General features: G+C 64.6%; 11 protein-coding genes and 4 pseudogenes. All 15 read right to left on the bottom strand.

What is annotated here, in order from left to right:
* Positions 1-14 precede the first annotated feature (14 nt).
* A pseudogene (locus CKW46_RS15860) lies at positions 15-1,081 on the bottom strand (acyl-CoA dehydrogenase family protein).
* 171 nt (positions 1,082-1,252) lie between these two features.
* On the bottom strand, positions 1,253-1,777 hold the full coding sequence (locus CKW46_RS15855; RefSeq protein WP_117435950.1) for an OsmC family protein: 525 nt from the start codon (positions 1,775-1,777) through the stop codon (positions 1,253-1,255).
* A 405-nt stretch (positions 1,778-2,182) separates the two neighbouring features.
* Positions 2,183-2,473, bottom strand: a complete 291-nt coding sequence (locus CKW46_RS15850; RefSeq protein ID WP_015355730.1) for a WXG100 family type VII secretion target — start codon at positions 2,471-2,473, stop codon at positions 2,183-2,185.
* Between the two features lie 35 nt (positions 2,474-2,508).
* Positions 2,509-2,802 (bottom strand): type VII secretion system protein EsxG, encoded by a 294-nt coding sequence (gene esxG / locus CKW46_RS15845; RefSeq protein WP_012394694.1) that lies wholly within the window; start codon positions 2,800-2,802, stop codon positions 2,509-2,511.
* 36 nt (positions 2,803-2,838) lie between these two features.
* Positions 2,839-4,125 carry a PPE family protein gene (locus tag CKW46_RS15840; protein ID WP_117435949.1) on the bottom strand — a complete coding sequence of 429 codons (1,287 nt, stop codon included), beginning with the start codon at positions 4,123-4,125 and terminating at the stop codon, positions 2,839-2,841.
* A 10-nt stretch (positions 4,126-4,135) separates the two neighbouring features.
* Positions 4,136-4,441 carry a PE family protein gene (locus CKW46_RS15835; protein WP_117435948.1) on the bottom strand — a complete coding sequence of 102 codons (306 nt, stop codon included), beginning with the start codon at positions 4,439-4,441 and terminating at the stop codon, positions 4,136-4,138.
* 438 nt (positions 4,442-4,879) lie between these two features.
* Positions 4,880-6,094 (bottom strand): PPE family protein, encoded by a 1,215-nt coding sequence (locus CKW46_RS15830; RefSeq protein ID WP_117435947.1) that lies wholly within the window; start codon positions 6,092-6,094, stop codon positions 4,880-4,882.
* Between the two features lie 489 nt (positions 6,095-6,583).
* A pseudogene (locus tag CKW46_RS15825) lies at positions 6,584-7,764 on the bottom strand (PPE family protein).
* Between the two features lie 655 nt (positions 7,765-8,419).
* The gene (locus tag CKW46_RS15820; protein WP_020787250.1) at positions 8,420-9,256 is read right to left on the bottom strand and encodes a DUF3097 domain-containing protein; all 837 of its coding nucleotides are present in this window, start codon (positions 9,254-9,256) and stop codon (positions 8,420-8,422) included.
* A 206-nt stretch (positions 9,257-9,462) separates the two neighbouring features.
* Positions 9,463-10,988: pseudogene (locus tag CKW46_RS15815) on the bottom strand (PE family protein).
* 204 nt (positions 10,989-11,192) lie between these two features.
* On the bottom strand, positions 11,193-12,167 hold the full coding sequence (locus CKW46_RS15810) for a patatin-like phospholipase family protein (RefSeq protein ID WP_085981850.1): 975 nt from the start codon (positions 12,165-12,167) through the stop codon (positions 11,193-11,195).
* A 93-nt stretch (positions 12,168-12,260) separates the two neighbouring features.
* Positions 12,261-13,330, bottom strand: a pseudogene (locus CKW46_RS15805) (ABC transporter ATP-binding protein).
* A 5-nt stretch (positions 13,331-13,335) separates the two neighbouring features.
* Positions 13,336-14,178: a carbohydrate ABC transporter permease gene (locus CKW46_RS15800; RefSeq protein WP_015355721.1), complete on the bottom strand. Its 843-nt coding sequence runs from the start codon at positions 14,176-14,178 to the stop codon at positions 13,336-13,338.
* Positions 14,165-15,118 (bottom strand): carbohydrate ABC transporter permease, encoded by a 954-nt coding sequence (locus CKW46_RS15795; protein ID WP_015355720.1) that lies wholly within the window; start codon positions 15,116-15,118, stop codon positions 14,165-14,167. The genes CKW46_RS15800 and CKW46_RS15795 overlap by 14 nt, the downstream gene beginning before the upstream one ends.
* Positions 15,115-16,431, bottom strand: coding sequence for an ABC transporter substrate-binding protein (locus tag CKW46_RS15790; protein ID WP_015355719.1), 1,317 nt, complete (start codon positions 16,429-16,431; stop codon positions 15,115-15,117). The genes CKW46_RS15795 and CKW46_RS15790 overlap by 4 nt, the downstream gene beginning before the upstream one ends.
* Positions 16,432-16,453: the final 22 nt, after the last annotated feature.

Here is a 16,453-nt window from a genome sequence, read left to right as displayed (position 1 = left end):
ACCCACACGGTCACTCAACGGCATCTATCCAGTTCCCAGCGCAGCTGGGCCTCAGATGGCGACTGCACCGGAAGGAAGGCAGCCTCACGGTAGCGGCGGTTCGTCGGCGTCCTACTCGCATAGCCTTTGCCTCCGGCCACTCGTATCTCCAGGTCAGCACTAGCACAGGCGATCTTCGCGGAACTGAGTCGCAGCGAGAGCAACTCGCGCCGGCCCGCAGGCCGCTGTGTGCCGACCGACGCGGCCGCACCGGACAACGTGGACTCGGCCAGGGCAAGCCGTTCCGCGATGAGGTCGAGATCGGGAGCATAGACCGAGTTCACCCCGGCCAGAGCGATCCTGCTCTGCGCCAATGCGGTTCTGGCCAGGCCGATGCACATGGCCGACTGCAGCACCAAGAATGTCGGGCGGACCGCGTCGAGGAATCCCCCGCAGTCGGTGGACAGAACTTGTTCCGACGCGACGTACACATCCTGAAGTTCCAGCTGCGACGACGCCGTGCTGCCCATCGCCAACAGCTCGAAGTGATCCCCGACGGCAACGCCTGGGGTGGCCAACGGCAGAGCCACGATCAGCTTCTCGCCTCGCTCGGTGCGTGCCGCCGTCACCAACACAGAGTCCTGGTAGAGGTTGCTGGCCCACCGGATCGACCCACTGAGCTGGTAGCCGCCCGTGACCGGTCTGGCGGTCAGCTCCAGGTCGCCACAACCGGCCGCCTCTTTGAATGCTGCTGCCATGCCGCTAATCCCCAGTGCAGCGCCGGCTAGCAGGGGGCCGACGACGGCGAGGCTGTATTCCGTTGCGGCGTTGAGCAGGTACTCGACAGCCATGCGACTGGCCAGACACTAAATCCGGTGCTCATACACTCCCCCGAGATGACGGAGATCGCCTCCGCCATCTGGGGCAGGCACCCGTCGGAGTTACCCGGTGCGCCCAGCCCGAGCACTCCGACAGCGCCAAGGCCCGGAAAGCTCCGACGTGCGGTTCCGTCCCCGCGGTCCAACGCACTGGCATGAGCGCGAATTTCAGCTAGCAGCTCCGAATGCAGCAAATCAGTCGCGGCATCCACGGTTGCGGTCACAGCGGGACCTCCTGTTCAGTGCTGTTGCAGGGGTAGCCGAGAAAAAACCTGCCGCGAAAGATCACCCGATCACCGAGGGGCCCGCGACGATGCTCGACCCGTACGGAGCCGGGGTGGAATAGTTCCGCGGCCGGGCACGACCTGCTCGCGTTATGGCTCATGACGAACCGCCTAGCCGATCTTCAGTGTCGAGTAGACAGTTGCCGGCCGGCGGAAGGTACTCACCACGGGCGACCACGCGATCGCGTTGTCGTGGATCTCGTTGAGCGTCGCTTCGTCGGCATCGCCGGCGAGGCTGACTTTGCACCGTACCGCGGTGAAACCAAGGAGCTTGTCGGCCGGGGTGTCACCTACGCCCCACACGGCGGAGATGTCGATGTCGGCTTCCATCTCGACCTCGATTTTGGTCAAGGCGACGCCACGGTGGGTCGCGTTGGCCAGCAGGCCCACCGAGATACATGACCCCACGGCGGCCAGCGTGGTCTCGGAGGGGTTTGGTGCCGAGTCATAGCCGAGCAGCGACGGCGGTTCGCCGACGAGCACCGGCGCCAGGTCCCGCACGTAGGTCATGTTGCGAAAGCCGGCTTCACACACTGTCTTGGCCTTGAGCGTCTTCTTACCCGCGCTGGGGTCCGCCTTGGCGCCACAGGACAGCCGGTCGAGCCCCTCGGCGTCGATCGCAAGCACGTCGGTCATTCGGATTCTCCTTCTCGCAAGGCGAATATTTCTGGGTTGCAGCCGTTTAGTGCTTGGCGAGAAGCGAAACGTGACGAAAATGCACTGTGATCTACGTATCCGAACCGCCGATCACATCCCTGAAACATTCCAGACGTTGTCCTGTTCGATGTCGGGCATTGCACCGAGACAGCGCCGTCAAGGCGAGAGAAGCTCTGTTCACCAACAGTTTTGGGAGGGCGTCTCACAACGCAAGTAACCCAAAGGCCAAGCTGAGCCGGTGCCGACAGCACCATCCACAGCGCGCTGGCCGCGAAACCACCGCGCTGGTAATCGATGCTGCCGACCGTCCGGCAATCACTAACTGCTAGAGCATATTCCGACGTACGTGCCGGCCTAGGCCGGCGAACTTTACCGACGAGCGCACTAGGCGCCCCATTTAGCCGCTTCGGCTTGGTCACGAGCGCTCATGGCCAGGGTATTGGATTCATGGGTGCTTGCCATCGACTGATAGGCGCGCACCAAGTCCTCCATGGCCTGATTCCACTGGGTCTGCCAACCTTGGTAGGTCACACCGGTATCGCCCTGCCAGGCATTGGACAGCGCGGCCTGCTCGGCGGCGATATCAGCACCCAGGCCGTGCAGCGAGCCGGCATAGCCCGACATGTCGCCGGCATGAGCCGGCATCGCCGGGTAGTTGTACATGATCTGTGACATATGGATCCTTTCCTCGAGGCAACGTGTTGGAAAACTCAGAAGCCGGGATAGCTCGATGCGGCGGCGGCATCGGTAGCCACATACGTGCCCGCGGCATCCCCGAGGTTTGCCTGCGCCACGTCCAGCAGGGTGTTGACTTTTCCGGCGGCCTCCACAAAGCGGGCATGCGCGGCCTGAAAGGCCGTCGCGGACTCGCCGATGTGGAAGGCCTGCGCCGACAGCGCCGATTGCTCCGCCTGACCGATGGTGTGACGCATCAGCCCGACTTTGCCGGCAAACGCCGACTGCGAGGCCACCAACTGGCCGATGTGGGCATCCAACAGACTCATAAATGTCCTTTCTATCGATATGTTTCGGCGTACTACCTATGACAACGCCAGCTCCACCATCCTGTTCTCGCCCACCGGGGCGAAACAGTTTGTTTGCCAGAGACTGGGCAACAGCGGACTGGCTGCACCGCGCCCGTATTCATCACCGCCGAAGAGCGCCAGCCCGGCCGGTTGCACCACCGCCTTGCTGACAGTAGTTCCGGCAAAGCCCGACGTGCCCGCGTGCTGGCTGCCGGTCTCGAGCGGCATCGGCTCTACGCCGGAAGTGTCGTGTACCGATGAAGGCCGCGCAGCCTGGCCCACCCCCGACACCTCATCCGGCCCGCGCAGCACATCACGGTAAGACCCTTGATCCCCAACGGAAATCGGCACGTCTCCGAGATGCTGGGTGATTGCCAGCGGCAAACTGGCCGACAACGAAGCCCCGGCTCCCACCGCCAGCGAGATGGTGGCCGGCGCCACAGCACCGGCCGCGGCGGCCTGAACCATGGACAGGAGACCGACCGCTAGGGAGGGGTTTTCGTTGAGCAGAGCACCGAACTGCGGCAGAAACTGGTACTGCCAATAGTGGACGTAGTACGCAGCACCGATGTGATGGGCATCAACGGTAACGCAATCCACACCGATGCTCGATTGATCGAACATGGATCCGAAAGCGGTTGAGTAGGAGGCGTCCGAGAGCACGGATGCCGTGTCGATGAAGCTTCCGAATCCGGCGTGTCCCGAGTCGTCGTTGTCAGCAAGCATGTCCAAGTGGCTGACCGCGACGGCTGGCGCGTCGATACCGGGATTCACCAGCACCGGTGCCGGAGCCGCTGGCGGCACTGCCGCCAACGCAGCGGTCGAGCAGGCCTGATACACGCCCATCACGCCAGCGGCCTGAATCCACATCCGCACATAGTCGGCTTCGTTTAGAGCGATGGGAGCCACGTTGACGCCAAAGAAGTTCATTGCGACCAACACCTCGTGCACGGTGTGGTTTTCGGCCAACTCCGTCAACGTTGGCATCTCGGCCAACGCGCCGCTGTATGCCGCTGCGGCGGCCTCAAGAGCTGCGGCAGCTTCGGCACACACCAGGGCCGCCTCGGCCAGCCATGCCTTATACCGAATGTTTTCGGCTACATAGCTTTCCGCGCCTGCGCCTTCCCATTGCCAGCTGACTTCACCAAGCACAAAGCTGATGTCAACCGCCGCCAGCGCGAACTTCTCGCCGAGGCCCGCCCAGGCGGCCGCGGCCGCCTGCAGCGGTCCGAGCCCGGGGCCGCTGCTCAGCAACGCTGAATGCACTTCAGGCGGAGCAGCCATCCAAATGGGCGACGTCATCTCGAGTAGCTCACATGAACAACCCATAGGTCAACGCTGCAGCGGCGTCACCACTGGCATAGCTCAGACCCGATTCACCCACACCAACACCGGAACGGCCTAGTTCCTCAATGCCTTCCGTAGTGACGGCGACATGCTCGACACCGTGCGCGCTGAACCCGATCGCCGCCTCCAGCGACACCGGATCAGCCGCCGGCGGTACCACCGCAGTAATCAGCGGCGCCAATGCAACATTGGCAGCTGCCAGCCGAGCGGTCAACGCCTCCACGGCCGCGCTGGTCGCGACCAGACCTTCAGGAACTACCCGCAATACCACTACCTTCCCCCTTCTGACTCATCAACGAAATTCGATTGCTTTCCACCGCGTCTCGCACGGAATGCGAGCCCAAGAAACTGAACTTCAATAGACCTACAGCACAGTGCATTCCATACATTCCGCCGTCGTGACTCCGCCGAGAGCAACAATGCGCCGCCCGGCGGCCTCGCCTGCACCATCCACTCCTCGCATTCCTCGGCCCGTAGCGAGGCATCAGCCCGTCGTAGCCAGTTCAGCCGTGCCCGTGGTGCCGCCACAGCGACACCACGACCGGTCATCGTCAGGACAGCGCCGTGACGGCGGATGCCCACGCCACCTACGGTGCCGCAACACGGCGACCGTCTCTTGACATTCCAAGACATTGTTTTGACTTTTCAGGACTTCGGCGTGTTGCGTACCCCACAGGCCACGCCCACGTGAGAGTCGCGTTACGCCTGGTTACCAGGTCGCCGGCAGCATCGGCTCCCGCAAGCCGCCCTCAAACTCGCTGCCGCCCAACATCATCAACCCCGCCGGGCGCACAGTGGACCCTTTGGCGGAGGTGCCGGCAAAATTCGACATGTCGGCACCCCGCTCAGAAGCCACCGCCGAAGCCGGGTTGCTTGCCGGCACCGCCGATCCAGCCGAGGCCAGTCCCGCCGCCGGCGCCGGCGCGGTTGACTCCGCCAACGACGGCGCCATCCCCCCGCGCGCGCCCACGAACACCACCTGGTCCTGGCCGGCATCGCCCAACTCACCCCTGCGCGACTGGTCCGCCAGGTACGCGGGAATGCCAATCGGCAATGCCGTCGCCAATGAGACCGGCACCCCCGTCGACAACCCGATCACAGCGCCGTTGAGGAGCAATGGCGCGGCGATCGTAAGAAGCGGGGGCCCGAATAGCAGCCCCAGGAACCCCACGAAGATCGAGAACATGAGCCCCAGAATCGTGAAGACAAACCCCTCCACAAGGATCAGAAAAGGCAGGACAAAGGCCAAGATGATCGTGTAGGCGACGATGGCATACAGGATCTCGAGCAATATCAGAATGATCTGAACCAGGATCCACAGGATGGACGGGCCGTCGGCCGGCGCGGCGGGCAGAGCGGCCGCAGAAACACCCTCCGCCGCAACCGCTTTGAGCACCACCGGGGCCGGCATGCCGCGCGGCGCGGCAGCCAGCGCCGCAGTCGAGCCCGCCTGATAGACACTCATCACCGTGGCCGCCTGGACCCACATCCGCGCATAGTCGGCCTCATTAAGCGCAATCGGAATGGTGTTGATCCCGAAGAAGTTCGTCCCAAGCAACACCGCATGAGTGGCATGATTGCCGGCCAGCTCCGCCAAAGTAGGCATCGCCGCCAGCGCCGCAACATATTCCGCAGCAACCACCTCTTGCTCAGCAGCCATCACCGCATAGTCGGCACTGGCCTTGGTCAGCCACGCCGCATAAGGCAGATGAGCCGCCACATAGCTGGCCGCGCTCGGCCCTTGCCACGCCTGAGCCTGCACCCCGCCAAGAACACCAGCAAGGTCCTCGGCCACCGACGCATACTCAACACTCAACGACGCCCACGCCGTTGCAGCCTCCTGCAACGGCCCCGGCCCCGGACCCGCACTCAACAAAGCCGAATGCACCTCAGGCGGTACAGCCATCCAAAAAGCCGCCGTCATGCACTCACTCCTTCAGGCACAGCGAACAAATATGCGGTCACACGCCTTTAGTGCTTGGCGCGCAGCCACACGTGACGCCATTGGGCAGCGATTTACACGATCGACATGAACGTCATATGCCCGAAATGTCAGTGAGGCGCATTGTGAGCCGAGGACAAATGAGATGTTCGCCAACGGTTTTGGTCACTTGTGGCGCGCGCCACAAATTGTGAGCCGGATCAGCGCGGCCTGGACGACCAAGTGCGACTAGGTGACGTTCGGCAATAATCGGCGGCCCAGTACGGCCAGCGCACGGGCCGTCGTGAATGGTATCGGGCAGGCTGGCAGCGGACGCCCCCCGAGCAGCCGACAGCGGGATGCTAGATATTGCCCAGACACGTTGTTGACGCCGCGGTATTGCCCTCGCGGGTGCGTTGACCGTCCCCAGAATCAGGGAGACACATCACCCGACACAACGTGTCAGTTGGCCACGCCCACCAACGCCGACCCTCACGTCGCCGGCAGCATCGGCTCCCGCGATCCGCCCTCAAACTCGCTGCCGCCCAACGCGGTCAGGCCCGCTGGCTGCCCAACGGACCCTTTGGTGGAGGTGCCGGCAAAGCTCGACATGTCGGCACCCCGCTCAGAAGCCACCGTTGAGACCGAGTTGCTCGCCGGCACCGCCGATCCAGCCGAGGCCAGTCCCGCTGCCGGCGCCGGTGCGGTTGACGCAGTCAGCAATGGCGCCATCCCCGCGCGCGCGCCCACGAACACTACGTGCTCCTGGTCGGTGTCATTCAACTCGTCCCTGCGCGACTGGTCGGCCAGGTACGCGGGAATGCCAATCGGCAGTGCCGTCGCCAACGACACCGGCACCCCAGCCGTCAACCCGATCAAGGAGAGCCAGTCAACAGGAATGGCGACGAGACCAACAGAATCGGAGTGCCCAAGATAACCGCCACGACCGACAGGACAAACGCCTCTACGACGACGATAATCGGCAAGATGATGCTCAAGATGATCGTGTAGGCGACGATCGCATACAGGATCTCGAGCAATACCAGAATGATCTGGATCAAAATCACAATGATGATCGGCAATTCCGCCGCCGCGGCGGGCAGAGCGGCCGCAGAAACACCCTCCGCCGCAACGGCTTTGAGCACCACCGGGGCCGGCACGCCGCGCGGCGCGGCAGCCAGCGCCGCAGTCGAGCCCGCCTCATAAACACTCATCACCGTGGCCGCCTGGACCCACATCCGCGCATAGTCGGCCTCATTAAGCGCAATCGGAATGGTGTTGATCCCAAAGAAATTCGTCCCAAGCAACACCGCGTGAGCGGCATGGTTGATGGCCAGCTCCGCCAAGGTAGGCATCGCCGCCAGTGCCGCAACATATTCCGCAGCCGCCGCCTCATGCTCAGCAGCCATCACCGCATAGTCGGCACTGGCCTTGGTCAGCCACGCCGCATAAGGCAGATGAGCCGCCACGTAGCTGGCCGCGCTCGGCCCCTGCCACGCCTGAGCCTGCACCCCGCCAAGAACACCAGCGAGCTCCTCGGCCACCGACGCGTACTCAGCACTCAACGACGCCCACGCGGCCGCAGCGTTCTGCAACAGCCCCGGTCCCGGCCCCGTACTCAACGAAGCCGCATGCACCTCAGGCGGTGCAGCCATCCAAATAGCCGCCGTCATGCGCGCACACCCGCGCCGGGCGCCACATCACGCGCCCGCCTCACGTGGAAAGACTCGACTAAAAGCAAGCCGGTCATGCACTCACTCCTTCCGGCACGGCGGACAAATATGCGGCCACAGGCATCTGGCGCATGGCGCGCAGCCATACGTGACGCCACTCCGCAGTGATCTACACCATAGACACGAGCATCACCACGCCCGACAGCGCAGGGGTGTGTTGGATGTTGGCGGCTGCGCATGCCTGCGCCCACGAGCAGCAACGCACCCCCCAGCCCGATCTCGCCGTCGATAGCTGCTTAGGTTTGCTAATCGCTTCCCTAAAGACTGTGGCGCAGAACACAATGCCGGTGGAATCCGCTGCGGGCGGATCTAGCGGGAGCCAGCGTGCGAGATCGCCGGCGTCGCGCTGCGGTTTTGCCATCGTGCGTGACGGACCGTCACCGGCCGGATGCTGGGCCAGACCCAACGGCTCGAGCACGAATGCGCAGCCTGCCCTCGCACCGGAGCGCGAAATGAAATCACGGCGATCATTTTTCCCGCGGCGTGCCATCAATGCGCGAGCTGCCAGAGGATGGCCAGCTCGTGCCACCAGCTCCGCGGCACGCACCCGGTCCGTCCTCGGCGTGACGGACAATGGCGCCGCGGTGGGCGGTGGTCACACGCCAGGCGCGGTCACGAAGTCGATGAGTTCTTCCACCCGACCGATCAACGCCGGTTCCAGATCGTTCCAGTCCCGCACCTTGGAGCGGATGCGCTGCCAGGCGCGGGCGATGTCCGCCTGATCGGCATGCGGCCAGCCGAGCGCCTCACAGATGCCGTGCTTCCACTCGATGTGTCGCGGCACATTCGGCCACTGCTTCAGACCGAGCCGCTGCGGCTTCACGGCTTGCCAGATATCGACATAGGGATGACCAACGACCAGGGTATCGCAACCACCCGGTCCCTGGCGTACCGCCTCGGCTATCCGTGCCTCTTTCGAGCCGGCCACCAGGTGGTCCACCAGAACACCCAGCCGACAGTCCGGACCGGGTCTGAAGTCGGCAACGATTTGGACCAGGTCGTCAACGCCGCCGAGATACTCGACGACGACGCCTTCGATGCGCAAGTCTTCGCCCCAAACCTGGGATATCAGTTCGGAATCGTGGCGGCCCTCGACATAGATCCGGCTCGCGCGGGCAACTCGGGCACGCGTCCCCACGACCGCGACGGAGCCCGATCGCGTCCGGCCCGGACCGGACGGAGCGGGCCGCTTCGGCGCGGTGAGAATCACCGGGCGACCGTCAATCAGATAGCCCGGGCCGAGTGGAAATCCGCGGGTCTTGCCGTGCCGGTCTTCGAGATCGATGCGGCCGTATTCGACGCGGACCACCGCCCCCACGTAGCCCGACTGTGCGTCCTCGACCACCATGCCGAGCTCCACCGGGTGCTCAACGGATCGGGGTTTGCGTCGCGCTCCCGCGGCCAGCACATCGGTTCCATAGCGATCCACCACGCGGCAATAGTAGGAAACCGGACGGGCGATCGTCGCTGCGGCGCGCCGGTTAGACCTCGAAAATCACTGCGCTGGAAACATTTTGCACGATGTCGGACAGCTGATGACGGGCGCGCAAGCTAGCTCCTGGAAAAACGGGATCCGCGCCGGTGGCCGCTGGTCCGGGCACAACCGGTTTGAGGCAGCGCACCCGCAGTCGCCTACCCCTACCCGTTCTGCCCGGCCGAGCCGATCAGTCCTCCCCTGCCACCGGAGCCGCCGGACGCCGGCGGGACACCGGCTCCGCCGTTGCCGCCCGTACCGATCAGGAGCGCGGCATTGCCACCGTTGCCGCCGGCACCGCCGGTGCCCGCACTGCCGCCGGTTCCGCCGGCCCCGCCGTCGCCACCGTCACCGCCGTTGCCGAATAACAGTCCGCTTGACCCGCCCTGGCCGCCGACACCACCGTCACCACCGTCGAAGCCGGTTCCACCGACGCCGCCGTGACCGATCAACCCCACGCCATCGACGCCGATCGGTCCGAGCGTTATGTTGCCAACCCAGCCGCCCTCGCCGCCAAGGCCGCCGAAGCCCGCGAAACCGTTGGCGCCGGCGTCGCCGCCCTGACCCCCATTACCACCAGCGCCACCATTGCCCAATACCAAACCACCCGCACCGCCATCCCCGCGGAGCCGCCATTGCCGCCGCTACCGCCGAAGATGCTTGCACCCCCTAGCGTGGACCCGGCGGCTCCCTTTCCGCCGCTACCGCCGGCTCCGCCGTTGCCGATGACCCCCGCGTCGCCGCCCCCACTGGCGAGTCCGGCACTGCCACCGGTGGCACCGTTCATCACACCGGTTTGGGTTTCGTCGCTGCCGCCACCGCTGCCACTGTCCCCGCCATTTCCGGCGTTACCGATCAGCCAGCCACCGTGGGCACCGGAGCCGCCATTGCCGCCAGCGCCTCCGACACCGCCCAAATCCGAGCTTGTTGTGGCGCCGGTCGCTTGTCCACCCACGCCGCCGAGGCCCCCGCTACCGCCGTTACCGAACAAGAGCCCGGCGTGACCGCCCGAACCCCCGGCACCGCCGGCGCCGCCGTCCAGGCCCGCTGCGACCGATCCCGATGCCGTGGCGTTGCCCCCGGCACCGCCGATGCCACCGTCTCCACCGTGGCCATAGATCCATCCACCGGCGCCGCCGTTGCCGCCGGCACCGCCCGCGCTGCCGGCTTGACCGCTCGCGCCGTCGGCACCGGTGCCGCCCAGGCCGCCGTTGCCACCGCGGCCCCACAGCCCGGCCGAACCGCCGCTACCGCCATTCTGGCCGACCCCTCCGGACCCGCCGTTGCCCCCGTTGCCGATGAGCCAGCCGCCATCGCCGCCGTTTTCGCCGGTCCCCGCCGCCCCGTCGGCGCCATTGCCAATCAGTGGACGCCCGGTCAGCGCCACCGCGGGGGAATTGATCAGGTCGAGCACAGCTTGCTCGACCGTCTGCAACGGTGACGCGTTGGCCGCCTCAGCGGCGGCATATTGCGCGGCCCCACCACTCATCAGCTTGACGAACTGCTCGTGCAATGCCAGCGTCTGAGCGCCGAGCGTCTGATATGCGTTCCCGTGCGCTTCGAACAACGCCGCAATGCCCGCCGAAACTTCGTCGGTGCCCGCCGGCAGTAGCCCCGTTATCGGAGCCAACGCGGCCGCATTGGCCTGGCTGATCGTCGAACCAATAGTTGCCAGATCGTTGGCCGCCATCTCAACTACCGCGAGCACCACGGTGACCTGCAAGATCGACACCTCCCAGTGACTCTTCGCCGCCGGTCGCGACAAAGTGATCCACGACACACTCGGAATTGGTGCAAATGGTACGTTCGTCCGAGGCAAGTTGGGCGGCATTGACCAAAATCACTCCGCCGATATCCGCTGAGCCCTCTTGGCCAAGCGCGCCGGGGCAAGACGCTAGGGCGAGGGCGCGGCAGGACTCCCGCACTCAGTCAGGTAGTCGGCGTAATTCCAACTCTGCAAAAACTTGCGGCCCGCCTGTAATCCGCGCCGGTAGAGCGCATCCCGTTGTTCGGACGTGATGTCGAAGTCGATCGGGCTCACGCCGTCAGCCGGTACGAAGATGGTGCGTTGCACGGTACATGGATCGTCAATGTAGGCGTTGTCCTGATTGCTCACCAGCGTCTCAATCGCGGCGATTCCCAGTGACACTGGACCGTGCACCGGACGGGTGGGAGGAATTCCCGGGCGCGCCGACAGCCGGATTCCGAAGGTCGGCCACCGCGGTTCGCCGTCGGCACGATCGAACAGTGCCACAGGAAAATTGGACAGCAAACCACCGTCAACCCAGGTAGCTCCGCGCACCCGAACGGGTTCGAAGACGAAGGGGATGGCCGAGGAGGCGTGCACCGCCCGCGCCACCGAAAATTCTTCCGGGTCAAGGCCATAGGAGTCCAGATCCCACGGGATGCGGACCAGCCGGCGCCGGGACAGATCACTGGCGGTGACCACCAGCGACCAGGCGAACTGCTCGGGCTGCTCGCCGGTGCGCAGATCGCCAAAAGTGTGCACGCCAAGATCGGCGAGTAAGCCGGCGAGCAGCTGTTCGAGGTACGCGCCTCGATAGACCCCGTCGGACACCAGCAGCGAGAGCCCGCCACCGATCAACGGGATATGCCCGATCAGGTTACGGTCAAGGAACTTCCGGTAATCGAGGGTGCGCATGATCTCCGCGAGCCGCGACAGCGGTTCACCGGCGGTCTGCAAAGCGGCGACCATCGCAGCGACAATGGCACCCGCACTGCTGCCCGCGACACGCGGAAACTCGTAACCAGCCTCGGCCAAGGCATCCACCGCACCGACCAACCCGATGCCGCGGACCCCGCCTCCTTCGCACACCAGATCGACACGCGCTGCGCTCACGGGCGCCAGGGTAGCCCGATCGAGTCGATTTGCCGGTAGGCGGCGCGCCGGACGACGGAGGGTTCCGGCGCCGGGGCATGAACCCGATCGGAACGCTGCGGCTCAAGCGATACGGCGGCCGTCGACGGTGAAGAAGTGCAATTGCGCCGGTTGTGGATACAGCCGCACCCGACTACCCCGCTCGGGCGGGTTGCTGCCATCCGCTCTAGCCACAACGGATTGGTCGATCATCGTGCCGCCGTTGCTGATCCGACCGTAAAGGTAGGCGTCGGCGCCGAGCTCTTCGACCACGTCAATTTCCATTTCGACTCCGAGGTTGCCCACTTCGAAGTGCTCGGGCCGGACTCCGACAACGACCTCGGGTGCCGGCACGGTCACCTCCCTGGGTAGCTGAATCAACCAATCCCCCAGCAACACTGAGGAATCGACGATCGGCAGGATGAACATGTTCATGGCCGGCGATCCGATGAATCCGGCGACAAACACATTGTCGGGCCGGCGGTAGAGTTCACGCGGGGCCGCGCATTGTTGTAGTATGCCGTCGCACAGCACCGCAACACGATCGCCCATGGTCATGGCCTCTACCTGATCGTGGGTCACGTAGACGGTGGTGGTACCCAACTGCCGTTGCAGTCCGGCGATCTGGTTGCGGGTTTGCACCCGCAGCTTGGCATCAAGATTCGATAGCGGCTCGTCCATCAGGAACACCTGGGGGCGGCGCACGATAGCGCGCCCCATCGCTACTCGCTGGCGCTGGCCGCCCGAGAGGTCTTTGGGCTTGCGATCGAGATAAGCCTCGAGATCGAGCAGTTTGGCTGCCTGAAGGACCCGGTCGCGGATCTCAGCCTTGGGGTCTTGGCGACCTTCAGTGCAAATCCCATGTTTTGTGCCACGGTCATGTGCGGGTACAGGGCATAGTTCTGGAACACCATCGCCACGTCGCGACTCTTCGGATCGACATTGGTGACGTCGCGCTCAGCGATCCGGATCCGCCCGGCATCTACCTTTTCCAATCCGGCCAGCATCCGCAGCGACGTCGTCTTGCCGCAGCCGGACGGACCGACCAGCACCACGAATTCGCCGTCGTCGACCACGAGATCAAGGCTGTCGACGGCCGGACGGTCCGCACCCGGGTATCGACGTGTTGCCCCCTCGAAACTCACCGAAGCCATCCGGGTCACCCGCCCAGTCCAGTCACGGCGATACCACGGATGAAGGCGCGCTGCGCGACGGCGTAGACGGCCACCAGTGGCAACAGAATCAGCATCGATGTTGCCATCAGTACCGGCCACCGAGCCACGTACTCTCCCTGCATCCGCACCAGACCGAGGGTTAACGTGGCGATGCTGTCGCGCTGGACCATCAACAGGGGCCATAGGAAGTCGTTCCACACATTGACCCAGGTGAGCACACCGAGCACCATCACCGCTGGCCGCGCGTGCGGCAGCAGGATTCGCCAGTAGATCTGCCACGGCGAGCAACCATCGAGAGTCGCGGCCTCCTCCAAGTCGCTGGGCAGCGTCCGGAAGAACTGGCGCATCAGATAGGTCCCGAACGCGCTACCAAACAGTCCCGGCACGATCATCGCCCAGGGCGTGTCCACCAAGCCCACCGTTCGCATCAGGATGAACTGCGGAATCACCGTCACGGTGAGCGGCACCATCAAAGTGCCCAGGTAGAGGACGAAAAGTGTGTCGCGGCCTCGAAACTCGAGTCGCGCAAACGCATATCCGGCCAGTGAGCAGAAGAAGATCTGCCCGGCGGTGACGCAACCGGCATAGAGCACGGTGTTGAAGAACATTCGCCAGAAGGGCATCAAGGTGAATACCTCAGCGTAGTTGGACCACTGTGGGTCCGACGGCAACAATCTCGGTTCGCTGACCTCACCGCCCTTCTTCAGTGAGCCGGACAGGGCCCACAGAATCGGAAACAGAGCACACCAGGCGATCGCGATCAGCGCCGCATAGAGGGCGACAGCACGCACAATGTTGCGCTGCACCACCCGGTCAGCTGAGCCCACTGGACGCCTCCCACGACCGTCGCCGGGTGATCCGGAGCTGCAGCACGGTCAACACCAGCAAGATGGCAAAGATCACCCAGGCCAGCGCGGACGCATATCCGAACTCCAGGAACGAAAAGGCGTGCTGAAAGAGCATGATGCCCAGCACATAGGTTCCCGTTTCCGGTCCGCCGTTGGGACCGGTGAGGACGTAGACGAGGTCGAATGCCTGGAAGGCGTGAATGATCGAGATGACAACGACGAACGACATTGCGCCACGAATCAGCGGGACCGTGATGGACACAAACTGCCTGATCTCGCCCGCGCCATCGATTTTGGCGGCCTCGTAAACGGTCTCGGGGACGCCCTGCATCGCGGCCAGCAAGACGACGGTGGCGAACGGGACACTTCGCCACACGCTGACCAGACACAGCGAGACCATGGCCCATCTGGGCTCGATCAACCACGGGACGGGACCGACTCCGATCCAGCCGAGGATGATGTTGAGTAGCCCGTTGTTGGTATCGAAGACGAACTGCCACACGACCGCCATCACCACGGACGAGATGGCCAACGGCAGGAAGACGATTGTCCGAAAGACACCGATTCCGGGCACTTTTCGGTTCAGCACAGCAGCCACCACGAGGCTGATCAGAACGGTCGGCACGACGGTTCCAGCGGTGTAGACCACCGAGTTCCGCAGGGCGATCAGAAACAACGGGTCAGACGTGAACAGCTTGGCAAAGTTCTGCAAACCGACAAAGGTGGGGGCGCGGAACAGATCCCAGTTCTGAAAGCTCATGTAGAGCGAGAATCCCAGCGGGAACAACAGGAACACCGCAACGGCGGCGAGATTTGGAGCCACGAACATGCGGCCGGCCCACGAGCGGCGTTGCCAGCGGCGCGACCGGCCCGTTTCGGCGCCAGGTTCTGGCGTGCTGCGCGTGTCGATGGACGTCATGGGCTGCGCAGCACTTCGTCAAGGGCCCGCGACATGCCGATCAACGATGTCGCGGGCCGAGATCCGCGCAGAACCGGGCCGAAGTTGCGATCCATCAAGGCGTGGACCTTCGGCCACGCCGGTGTGATCGGTAGCCCCTGTGAGTGGCCCGGCCCCGCGGTGAGCACAGCCAGATTGCCAACCCTGCGGTGGGCTTTGGCGAACCCGGCCGAGTTGAGCGCGGACCCCAGCACAGGGACGAACAGATCGGTCTCGCCGATCAACGCCTGCCCGGCCGGACCGGTGGCGAACTTGACAAACTCCCAGGCTTGTTCTTTGCGTGCACTGCTGGCCGCAATCGCCAGACCGGTGGCGCCGATGTTGGAGCACGCAGCGCGCCCGTTGGGACCCAACGGCAACGCGGTGACGTCGAACTCCAACCCGTCGGCGCGGTCGAAGGTCTGGTATCGCCAATGGCCGCCCAGTGCCATCGCCGCCTTGCCCAACGAGAAGAGGTCGGTGGTGGCTATCGACTGCAGCTCCGATGCGGTGGGGGCCACCTGGTGCTTGGCGGACAGGTCCGCGTAGAACTGCACGGCCTGGATGAAGGCGTCGTCGTCAAAATTGAGGTGGGTCGGATTCATCCGCGGAGTCGACCGCGGTACGCCGTTGTTCAACGCGAACAGCCCGGCCGAAAGCGGCGGCACAAACGTGTCGACAAATCCCCACTGTGTGACCCGGCCCGCGCCGTCGCGCTTGGTGAGCGCGCGGGCCGTGTCCAGAAACTCGGCGAAGCTCCAGGGCTGGTCCCAGCTGGTCGGCGGAGGTGGCACACCGCCGTCCGCGAAGAGCCCTCTGTTGTAGAACAGGAAGTTTCCCGACCACTGCTCGGGAAACGCGTACTGGCCCCCGTTGTAGGCGAAGGTGTCATACAGTGCCCCGATGCTGTCCGCGGCCAGCTCGTCGGCGAACTTCTGGTCCCGCGCCAGCATGGTGTTCAGATCCAGGAACACGCCTCGATCGGCCAGTTCGGCGTAACTCAATTCCCACGCCATCAATACATCTGGACACTTGCCGCCGGCACAAAACGTCGATATCTGCTGCAAGGCCCCCGGACCTGACAACAACGTCCGCACCTTGATGTCGGGATGACTGCGCCCGAACGCCTCGACAACCCGGATCCGGGCGTCCGCTTCCTCAGGATTCGCCGCGAAAAAGAACGTCAGGGCGTCATCGTCGGAAGCGCAACCGGCCGCCACCGGTGCCAGGGCCGCCGCGGTGAGTAGTCCAGCACCCCGCAGCAGCTCCCGGCGCCGCAGCGGCTTGTCGAACATTTCGCTCCCGATGGTGGCCCCG

It is taken from the genome of Mycobacterium liflandii, from assembly GCF_022354805.1.
Classification (GTDB): Bacteria; Actinomycetota; Actinomycetes; order Mycobacteriales; family Mycobacteriaceae; genus Mycobacterium; species Mycobacterium marinum.
This window is presented reverse-complemented; position numbering and strand designations above follow the sequence as displayed.

What these genes read in the sequence shown, in the direction of transcription:
- CKW46_RS15855 (WP_117435950.1), bottom strand. Translation starts at nt 1,777, where the DNA reads ATGACCGACGTGCTTGCGATCGACGCCGAGGGGCTCGACCGGCTGTCC.
- CKW46_RS15850 (WP_015355730.1), bottom strand. Translation starts at nt 2,473, where the DNA reads ATGTCACAGATCATGTACAACTACCCGGCGATGCCGGCTCATGCCGGC.
- esxG (WP_012394694.1), bottom strand. Translation starts at nt 2,802, where the DNA reads ATGAGTCTGTTGGATGCCCACATCGGCCAGTTGGTGGCCTCGCAGTCG.
- CKW46_RS15840 (WP_117435949.1), bottom strand. Translation starts at nt 4,125, where the DNA reads ATGACGTCGCCCATTTGGATGGCTGCTCCGCCTGAAGTGCATTCAGCG.
- CKW46_RS15830 (WP_117435947.1), bottom strand. Translation starts at nt 6,094, where the DNA reads ATGACGGCGGCTTTTTGGATGGCTGTACCGCCTGAGGTGCATTCGGCT.
- CKW46_RS15795 (WP_015355720.1), bottom strand. Translation starts at nt 15,118, where the DNA reads ATGACGTCCATCGACACGCGCAGCACGCCAGAACCTGGCGCCGAAACG.
- CKW46_RS15790 (WP_015355719.1), bottom strand. Translation starts at nt 16,431, where the DNA reads ATGTTCGACAAGCCGCTGCGGCGCCGGGAGCTGCTGCGGGGTGCTGGA.